We start from the raw sequence: 245 nt of genomic DNA, 5'->3' as shown, positions 1-245 counted from the left end.
CCGGTCAGGCGTGCAACGACAAGCAGGCTGACGTTGCCCAGCACATCGGCCACGACCCGCCGCGCCGCCTCGATCGCCACGATCGGATGGGCCAGCGCGCTGTCGTCGAGCGTGCGCTCGAGTGCCGTTTCCTTCGACGGCAGGATCCGCTCCACCACCCGGGTGAGCCAGTTCGTGGCCGGCAGCAGCACGCATACGCCTACCACGTTGTAGGCGGTGTGGTAGGCGGCCAGCAGCGTGGTGCC

1 protein-coding gene is annotated in these 245 nt (G+C 69.4%); it reads right to left on the bottom strand.

The window, feature by feature from the left end; translation table 11 throughout:
• A partial coding sequence (locus tag SB660_RS23025; protein ID WP_410584854.1) for a hypothetical protein occupies positions 1-245 on the bottom strand: 245 nt, incomplete at both ends.

It is taken from the genome of Bacillus sp. SIMBA_005 (genome assembly GCF_046535585.1).
Classification (GTDB): Bacteria; Bacillota; Bacilli; order Bacillales; family Bacillaceae; genus Bacillus; species Bacillus pumilus.
Note: the sequence above shows the minus strand (reverse complement) of the source record. Positions and strands in the feature narration are given on the sequence as shown.